Below are 321 nucleotides of genomic sequence, written 5' to 3'. Positions count from 1 at the left end.
CCTGAGAGGGCTTTAGCCAGTTGTTGAGCTCGTGCCCAAGCCGGGTGAGGTCGTGTGGGCGCGGGTCGCGTCCGGCACCGACAACGGCGACGGCGTGGTGATGCAGGCCAGCGGCACCGATCAGGGCTTCGCCGATGGCGGGGCCTACGCCGCGGGCGATATGGGCGTCGTCCTGCTCGACGAGGACGCGGCGGACAACCCGTTCGCCGACGACAACCTCGCCCCGGTGCTGTTCAGCACCGGCATCGCGTGAGGCAACCTTCTCCCTCCGGGCTCGCGGGTTAACCGCCCGCGGGCCTTTTATGCCGCTGACGGACAAAG

General features: G+C 69.2%; 1 protein-coding gene. It reads left to right on the top strand.

All coding sequences use genetic code 11. The features are described from left to right. Positions 1-31 precede the first annotated feature (31 nt). Positions 32-253 carry a hypothetical protein gene (locus R0J92_RS22175; protein ID WP_411053240.1) on the top strand — a complete coding sequence of 74 codons (222 nt, stop codon included), beginning with the start codon at positions 32-34 and terminating at the stop codon, positions 251-253. Positions 254-321 lie beyond the last annotated feature (68 nt).

The sequence above is a fragment of the Tritonibacter sp. SIMBA_163 genome (genome assembly GCF_046535935.1).
In the GTDB taxonomy this organism is placed as follows: domain Bacteria; phylum Pseudomonadota; class Alphaproteobacteria; order Rhodobacterales; family Rhodobacteraceae; genus Epibacterium; species Epibacterium scottomollicae.
The sequence above is the reverse complement of the archived record's forward strand: the minus strand, read 5'-3'. Positions and strand labels throughout refer to the sequence as shown.